Origin of the sequence: Melaminivora sp., from assembly GCF_032059615.1 — a bacterium.
Lineage (GTDB): Bacteria > Pseudomonadota > Gammaproteobacteria > Burkholderiales > Burkholderiaceae_C > Melaminivora.
This window is the reverse complement of the sequence record NZ_DAMCAM010000010.1, coordinates 51985-59411: the sequence shown is the minus strand read 5'-3', so window position 1 is coordinate 59411 and position 7427 is coordinate 51985. Positions and strand designations below refer to the sequence as shown.

Sequence of the window (7427 nt, the reverse complement as noted above, 5' to 3'; positions counted from 1 at the left end):
CCCAGGGCGCTGGTGGTGGCGTCGAAGCCGTGGTCCATCAGCATGGGCATGCCGTGCGTGCCCAGCAGGTTCATGCTGAAGCCGCAGGCAAAGAGGCCGAAGGTGATGCGCGCGAAGGTGGCCGTGCGCATGGCCTGCAGCACTGTCCAGTGCGCGCCGGGCGCGGGCCCTGTGGCCTGCGCGGCGGGGCTGCCGGGCAGCGGCGCGTCGCCGCCCTCGGGCGCCTCGTCGCGCACCACCAGCAGCGCCGCCGGCACGGTGATGGCGGCAAACAGCGCGGCAAAGCCCAGCAGGGTGGCCTGCCACGACAGGTGCTGCAGCGCCAGGCCCAGCACCGGCGTCATGACCGCGATGCCGGCCATGGAGCCGGTGGACAGGAAGAACAGCGCCATGCCCCGGCGCCGCTGGAACCAGCGGCTGATGACCGGCGTGAGCGCGACGGGGCTGGTGAAGCCCGCGCCCACCGACATCAGCACGCCAAAGCTCAGCAGCAGCCCGGTGGCGCTGCGCGTGCCGGCGGCCCAGAGCGTGGCCACCACCACCATGGCCGTGCCCGCCAGCAGCACCGCGCGCGTGCCGCGGCGTGCCACCAGCCAGCCGGCCAGCGGCATGGCCAGGCCATAGCACAGCATGCCCACGGCGACGATGGACGACAGCAGGCTGCGGGAAAACCCGAGGTCCTCGGCCATGGGCAGGAACAGCGGCCCGATCCCGAGCCGCATGCCCACGGTGAGCAGGGTGATGACGGTGGCCGCGGCCACGATGTTCCAGCCGAAATACCAGCGTGCAGAGGGTTGTGGGGCTTGCGTGCGCATCGCCCATTCTCGCGCGCCGCGGGCGGGCGGCGCTGCGCGGCACCCGGCGGGACAATCGCGCAGGCGACAGCCGCCGGCCCGCGCGGCGGACCACAATAGCCGCGACCTTTTTCTTCAGGAGACACAGCCCATGGCGCGCACCGTGCAACAGCTTTTCGACCTCTCGGGCAAGACCGCCCTCGTCACCGGCGGCTCGCGCGGCCTGGGCCTGCAGATGGCGCACGCCCTGGGCGAGGCGGGCGCGCGCATCATGCTCAGCTCGCGCAAGGCCGAGGACCTGGAGGCCGCCACCGCCGAGCTGCAGGCCGCCGGCATCGACGCGCGCTGGATCGCCGCCGACTGCGCGCGCGAGGACGACATCCAGCGTCTGGCCAGCGAGACGCTCGAGCGCATGGGCGACGTGGACATCCTGGTCAACAACGCCGGCGCCAGCTGGGGCGCCCCGGCCGAGGACCACCCCGTGGCCGCCTGGGACAAGGTCATGAACCTGAACGTGCGCGGCTACTTCCTGCTGTCGCAGGCGATTGCCCGCGCCAGCATGATCCCGAGAAAGGGCGGGCGCATCATCAACATCGCCTCCATTGCCGGCCTGGGCGGCAACCCCAGCGGCATGAAGACCATTGCCTACAACACCTCCAAGGGCGCGGTCATCAACTTCACGCGCGCCCTGGCGGGCGAGTGGGGCGTGCATGGCATCAGCGTCAACGCCATCTGCCCGGGTTTTTTCAAGACCAAGATGGCCGCCGTGCTGATCGAGACCCTGGGCGAGCAGGCCATGGCCGAGCACGCACCGCTGCGCCGCCTGGGCGACGACGAGGACCTGAAGGGCCTGACCCTGCTGTACGCCAGCGACGCAGGCAAGCACATCACCGGCCAGTGGCTGGCGGTGGACGGCGGCGTGAGCGCCCTCATCGGTGGCTGAGGCGTGCGCGGCCATGTCCGGGCTCGACTTCGACGTGGAGATTCCCTTCGTGCGCGAGCTGGGCTTCGTGCTCGAGCGCATGGAAGGGGGCGAGGCCGAGCTGCGCTACGAGGTGCAGCCGCAGCACATGAACTCGTTTGCCGTGGCGCACGGCGGCGCCGTGATGACGCTGCTGGACGTGGCGCTGGCCACCGCCGCGCGCAGCGTGCAGCCGCAGCTGGGCATCGTCACCATCGAGATGAAGACCAGTTTCATGCAGCCCGCGCGCGGGCGGCTGCTGGCACGCGCCCGGCTGCTGCACCGCACGCGCTCCACCGCCTTCGTCGAGGGCACGGTGCACGATGCCGAGGGCCGCGCCTGCAGCCACGCCACCGGCACCTTCCGCTACGTTCCCCTGGCGCAGCCACCGGCCGCCTGAGCCTGCCATTTCAGGCATGAAAAACGGCTCCAGCCATTGTCCCGTAAGGGCTGGCAGCTATCAAAACCGTCAGCAACCCACCCGTACTGGAGAACCCGCCATGCCACGCAACCAGCAGATCGTTCTTGACAACCGCCCTCAGGGCGAGGCCACGGCCGCCAACTTCAAGCTCGTCAGCGCCGACACCCCGTCGCTGCAGGACGGCCAGGTGCTGGTGCGCCACCACTACCTGAGCCTGGACCCCTACATGCGCGGGCGCATGAACGACAGCAAGAGCTACGCCGCCAGCCAGGGGCTGGGCGAAGTGATGATCGGCGGCACCGTGGGCGAGGTGGCCGAGAGCCGCCACCCCGGCTTTGCGCCCGGCGACAAGGTGGTCGGCATGGGCGGCTGGCAGGAATGGAGCGTGGTGGACGCCAGCCAGCCCGGCGCGCTGCGCAAGGTGGACACCACGCACGTGCCGCTGTCGTACTACCTGGGCGCCGTTGGCATGCCTGGCGTGACGGCTTGGTACGGCCTGGTGAAGATCATCAACCCCAAGGCGGGCGAAACCCTGGTGGTGAGCGCCGCCACCGGCGCCGTGGGCAGCGCCTTCGGGGCCCTGGCCAAGGCGCGCGGCTGCCGCGTGGTGGGCATTGCCGGCGGCCCGGACAAGTGCCGCTACGCCACCGAGGAGCTGGGCTTCGACGCGTGCATCGACCACCGCCAGCACCCCGACCTGAAATCCATGTCCGCCGCGCTGAAGGCCGCCTGCCCGAACGGCATCGACGGCTACTTCGAGAACGTCGGCGGCCACATCCTGGACGCCGTGCTGCTGCGCTCCAACGCCTTCGCCCGCGTGGCCGTGTGCGGAATGATCGCCGGCTACGACGGCCAGCCGCTGCCGCTGCAAAACCCGGCCCTGATCCTCATCAACCGCATGCGCGTGGAGGGCTTCATCGTCAGCGAGCACATGGACGTGTGGGGCGAGGCGCTGAAGGAGCTGGGCGGCTTGGTCGCCGCCGGCAAACTGCGCCCGCGCGAGAGCGTGGCCGAGGGCCTGGCTGCCGCACCCGAGGCCTTCCTGGGCATGCTGCGCGGCAAGAACTTCGGCAAGCAGCTGGTCAAGCTGATCTGACCCGGGGGCGCACACCATGATCGAGAACTTCGAGGGCAGGACGGCCGTGCTCACGGGCGCGGGCTCGGGCTTTGGCCTGGAATGCGCGCGCATCGCCGCGCGGCTGGGTATGCAGCTGGTGCTGGTGGACGTGCAGCCCGATGCGCTGGCCGCCGCCGAGGCCGAGATGCGCGAGGCCGGCTGCCAGGTGCTGGCGCGGCGCGTGGACGTCGCCGACGCCGCGCAGATGGAGCAGCTCGCGCGCGACGTGGGCGAGCGCTTCGGCGCGCCGCACCTGGTCTTCAACAACGCCGGCGTGGGCGCGGGCGGGCTGGTGTGGGAAAGCTCGGTGGCCGACTGGCAGTGGGTGTTGGGCGTCAACCTGTGGGGCGTGGTGCACGGCGTGCGCCTGTTCACCCCCATGATGCTCGAGGCCGCGCGCGCCGACCCGTCCTGGCGCGGCCACATCGTCAACACGGCCAGCATGGCCGGGCTGCTGAACCCGCCCAACATGGGCATCTACAACGTCAGCAAGCACGCCGTGGTGAGCTTGAGCGAGACGCTGTACCACGACCTGTCCCTGGTCACCGGGCAGGTGGGCGCCAGCGTGCTGTGCCCCTACTTCGTGCCCACCGGCATCACCGCCAGCGAGCGCAACCGCCCGCAGGGTGGGGCGCCCGCCCAGCCCACGCGCAGCCAGGCCATCGGCCAGGCCATGATCGCCAAGGCGGTGGAGAGCGGCCGGGTGAGCGCGCCCGAGGTGGCGCAGAAGGTGTTCGACGCCGTGCGCGCGGGGCAGTTCTATATCTACAGCCACCCGCAGGCGCTGGGCAACGTGCAGACCCGCATGGAAGCCATCGTGGCCGGCACCAATCCGCCCGACGCCTTTGCCGAGCGGCCCCAGGTGGGCGAGCAGCTGCGCGCCGCGCTGCGCGGCGCCTGAACCGGCGGTCGCCAGCCGTTAAGCTTTCGGCCCTTTCCCACGACCCAGAGAGCACCCATGTCCACCATCCAGTGGTTCCCCGGCCACATGCACCTGACCCGCAAGGCGATCGCCGAGCGCATCAAGGACATCGACGTGGTCATTGAGCTGCTGGATGCGCGCCTGCCGGCCTCCAGCGCCAACCCGCTGCTGGCCGAGCTCACGGGCAATCGCCCGACGCTCAAGGTGCTCAACAAGCAGGACCTGGCCGACCCCGCGCGCACGCCCGTCTGGCTGGACTGGTACAACGCCCGCGAGGGGACGCGCGCCATTGCCCTGGACGCCTCCGAGCGCGCGCCCGCGCGCCGGCTGGCCGACGGCTGCCGGCAGCTGGCGCCCAACCGGCGCGGCATGGCGCGGCCCATGCGGGTGCTGATCGTGGGCGTGCCCAACGTGGGCAAGTCCACGCTGATCAACACCCTGTCGGCCAGGCGCGAGGCAAAGACCGGCGACGAAGCGGGCATCACCAAGCAGGAGCAGCGCATCGTGCTGGAGGACGACTTCTACCTCTGGGACACGCCCGGCATGCTGTGGCCGCGCATCGTCGTGCCCGAGAGTGGCGAGCGCCTGGCGGCCAGCGGCGCCATCGGCCGCAATGCCTACGACGACGAGGAGGTGGCGATGGCGCTCCTGGGCTACCTCAAGCAGCACTATGGCGCCCAGCTGGACGCGCGCTTTCGCCTGGGCCTGGCGCCCGAGGCGCTGGCCGCGCTGCACGACGATGAGCTGCTCGAACGCATCGCCCGCAAGCGCGGCGCCGTCATGAGCGGCGGCCGGCTGAACCTGCAGAAGGCCGCCGAGCTGGTGCTGGTGGACTTTCGCGCGGGCGCCATCGGCCCCATCACGCTGGAGACGCCCGAGGACTGGCGCGTCTGGCAGGCCGCAGCCGACCAGCGCGAGGCCGAGCGCGCCGAGCGCAAGTCCGAGCAGCGCAAGCGCGACGACCGGCGTGCGCGCAACCGGGCGCAGGACGAGGGCGGCTGAAGGCTCACCACAGCAGCGGTCCGGCTTCGCGCGCCCAGAAGAGCACGCGGCGCAGCTCGTGCAGGCGCGAGGTGCCGGCGTGCAGCGGGTCGGGCCCGGCCGCCTTGCGCAGCAGCACCACAGAGCCCGCCGCCGTGCCCACCGCCAGCAGGCCGCTGGCACCAGGCTGCACGGCGATGCACGTCACCGCCCCGCCCACGTGGTGGCGCCACAGGCAGTGGCCATCCGGCGCCAGGGCGCGCAGATCGCCGCCCGCGTCGCCCAGCAGCTGCAGCCCGGGCAGGGCGGCCGTGGCGCCGGCAGGGCCGGGCTCTCCAGAGATTTCGGGCGCTGAGCATGGCCGTGCCGCATCGGGCGCCTCCGGCACGGGCGCAACCCTGGCCAGGTCCGGCCCCTCCCAGTGCAGGCGCCAGCCGGCGGGCGCGTTGCCAGCGGCCGGCCGCACCCGGGCGTGCAGGCTGCCGTCCTCCCGCCAGTGCAGGGCCAGCACCGGGCAGCCATGGCGCGCGGCATGCGCGGCGAAGACCACCGGGGCGAAGGCGAAGCGGTGGTGCAGGCGCTGCAGCGCGCCGGCATCGCCCAGCGCGTTGAGCTGGCGCACCAGCTGCAGCACTTCGGCCGCGTGCAGCGCCCGGGCATCGCGCACGGCGTGGGCGGGCTCCTGGCCGCAGCCGCCTTCGCCCGCCCAGCGTCCGCGCACCTCGGCCGCGTGCGCGCGCGCCGCGGCCTGCCAGCGGCGCGACAGGGCCATGACCTCGGCACCGAACACGGCCTCGTCACTGCTCGCTGCGTCATAGGGCGGCAGCCGCGCCAGGGCGGGCGCGGCGGCGGGCGCGCCCAGGTCCTGCAGCGCCTCTGCGCGCGCGGCCTCGTCGCGGGCGTGCCCGGCCAGCAGCCGGGCCCGGGCCGGCCCGAACAACTGCAGCAACCGGCCCGCATGCAGCGCGGCGTGCCCGGGCAGAGGGGCGCGCGGTGCGCTCTGGCGCTGGCGGTAGCTGATGAGCAGGCCCGGCGGGTGCAGGGTGCCTGGGGCGGGCGGGGCGTCGGGGCCGAGCAGCTCCAGCTGGTAGCTGGCGTGCGCGTCGTCATCAGGGTCGCCGGGGCCTTCGGTGCCGTTGCGCCAGCCCAGTTTCAGGGCCGCGCCGCGCCCGCCCGCAAGGGCCAGGCCCGACGCCTGCCGCTGCCGGGCCCCGAGCCAGACGTCGCCGTCCCACCAGCCGCTGCGTTCGGGGTCGCTCCAGTCGTCGTAGCGCTCGGTGAACACCGGCAGGGCGATGAGCGCAGCGACGCGCTCGCGAGACAGGGCCGCGTGCAGCCGCGTCCGCAGGGGCCAGCCGCCGCGGCGCTCGTGCTCGGCGGCATGCCAGTAGCGCAGCAGCAGGTGCCAGGCATGGCGCAGGGCCTGCGAGGCTGGGTCCGCGTCGTCGTCGCTCGGCTGCTGGCTGGCAGGGGGCAGGGGCGCCCATGCTTCGGGCTCGCCCGCCGCGTCATAGCCGCGCTGGCGGCCGAGCAGGCCCGCAGCGCCGGTGGCTGGCCGGGCGGCAGGCCGGGTCACGCGCGCCCAGGCGCGGGCGGCCCAGTGGCCGGTCTGCACGGGCTCGGTGCCCGGCAGGGCCAGCCAGAAGTCCCAGCGCTTCCACAGCGTCAGGAACAGCCCGTCGTGGTAGGCGTCGCCATCCTCGTCCACGTGACTGCGCGTGAGCAAAAAATCCATCTGCTCCCACCAGCCGGCGGTCTTCTGGTGGCCCTTGCCCGGCAACGCGGCGCGCAGCAGCTGGCGCAGCCCTTCGGCGCTGGGAGCCGAATCCAGGGCGGGCAGGTCCAGGGCAGGGCGGGCGGAAGGGGCGGGGCCGGGCTGGGTCATGGCGGGCCCATGGTAGGGCCTGGCGCCATGCTTCGGGTCAGGTGCGCGGCGCCTGGCCCGTGCCCTCGTCGGGCACGATGCGGCCGTCCTCGACGTACTGGCGGTACTGCTCGGGGGTCAGCGCGGCCTGGCCGGCCGAGCCGTCGGGGGTGGTCCAGCTCAGCGCCATGCTGTCGCCGGCGGGGTGCATCTTCACGCGGCCTTCGGGGATCTTCAGCTCGGGGCCGTCGCCCTCGCGGTAGTGCACGGTGCCGCGGATGGTGGCGTTCTGTTCTGCGTTCTGCTCTGGCATGGGGTGTGTCCTCGGTGGTGGGGGCACGGCCCGTGGCGGGGCGCCGGGGCCGGT

General features: G+C 73.0%; 8 protein-coding genes. 5 read left to right on the top strand and 3 right to left on the bottom strand.

The features are described from left to right. The coding region (locus tag RT051_RS03825; RefSeq protein WP_313072017.1) for an MFS transporter at positions 1 to 815 on the bottom strand (815 nt) is incomplete at its 3' end. Positions 816 to 945: 130 nt separating this feature from the next. Here RT051_RS03825 and RT051_RS03820 point away from each other — a divergent pair. From RT051_RS03820 to ylqF, 5 genes are all read left to right on the top strand, one after another. Further along, a complete protein-coding gene (locus RT051_RS03820) occupies positions 946 to 1737 on the top strand; it encodes an SDR family oxidoreductase (RefSeq protein WP_313072013.1) in 792 nt (263 codons plus the stop codon). Positions 1738 to 1750: 13 nt separating this feature from the next. Then, positions 1751 to 2155 (top strand): PaaI family thioesterase, encoded by a 405-nt coding sequence (locus RT051_RS03815; RefSeq protein ID WP_313072010.1) that lies wholly within the window; start codon positions 1751 to 1753, stop codon positions 2153 to 2155. A gap of 100 nt (positions 2156 to 2255) precedes the next feature. Beyond that, entirely contained in the window at positions 2256 to 3272 is a 1017-nt protein-coding gene (locus tag RT051_RS03810) for an NADP-dependent oxidoreductase (RefSeq protein WP_313072007.1), read from the top strand. Between the two features lie 16 nt (positions 3273 to 3288). Then, positions 3289 to 4194, top strand: a complete 906-nt coding sequence (locus RT051_RS03805) for an SDR family oxidoreductase (RefSeq protein WP_313072004.1) — start codon at positions 3289 to 3291, stop codon at positions 4192 to 4194. Between the two features lie 57 nt (positions 4195 to 4251). Continuing rightward, positions 4252 to 5217, top strand: coding sequence for a ribosome biogenesis GTPase YlqF (ylqF, locus tag RT051_RS03800; RefSeq protein WP_313071999.1), 966 nt, complete (start codon positions 4252 to 4254; stop codon positions 5215 to 5217). A 4-nt stretch (positions 5218 to 5221) separates the two neighbouring features. Here the strand turns inward: ylqF and RT051_RS03795 are convergent, their stop codons facing one another. Together RT051_RS03795 and RT051_RS03790 are read right to left on the bottom strand one after the other, a co-directional pair. Further along, positions 5222 to 7081, bottom strand: coding sequence for a hypothetical protein (locus RT051_RS03795; RefSeq protein ID WP_313071995.1), 1860 nt, complete (start codon positions 7079 to 7081; stop codon positions 5222 to 5224). Positions 7082 to 7118: 37 nt separating this feature from the next. Further along, positions 7119 to 7373, bottom strand: coding sequence for a hypothetical protein (locus RT051_RS03790; protein WP_313071992.1), 255 nt, complete (start codon positions 7371 to 7373; stop codon positions 7119 to 7121). Between the last annotated feature and the right edge of the window lie 54 nt (positions 7374 to 7427).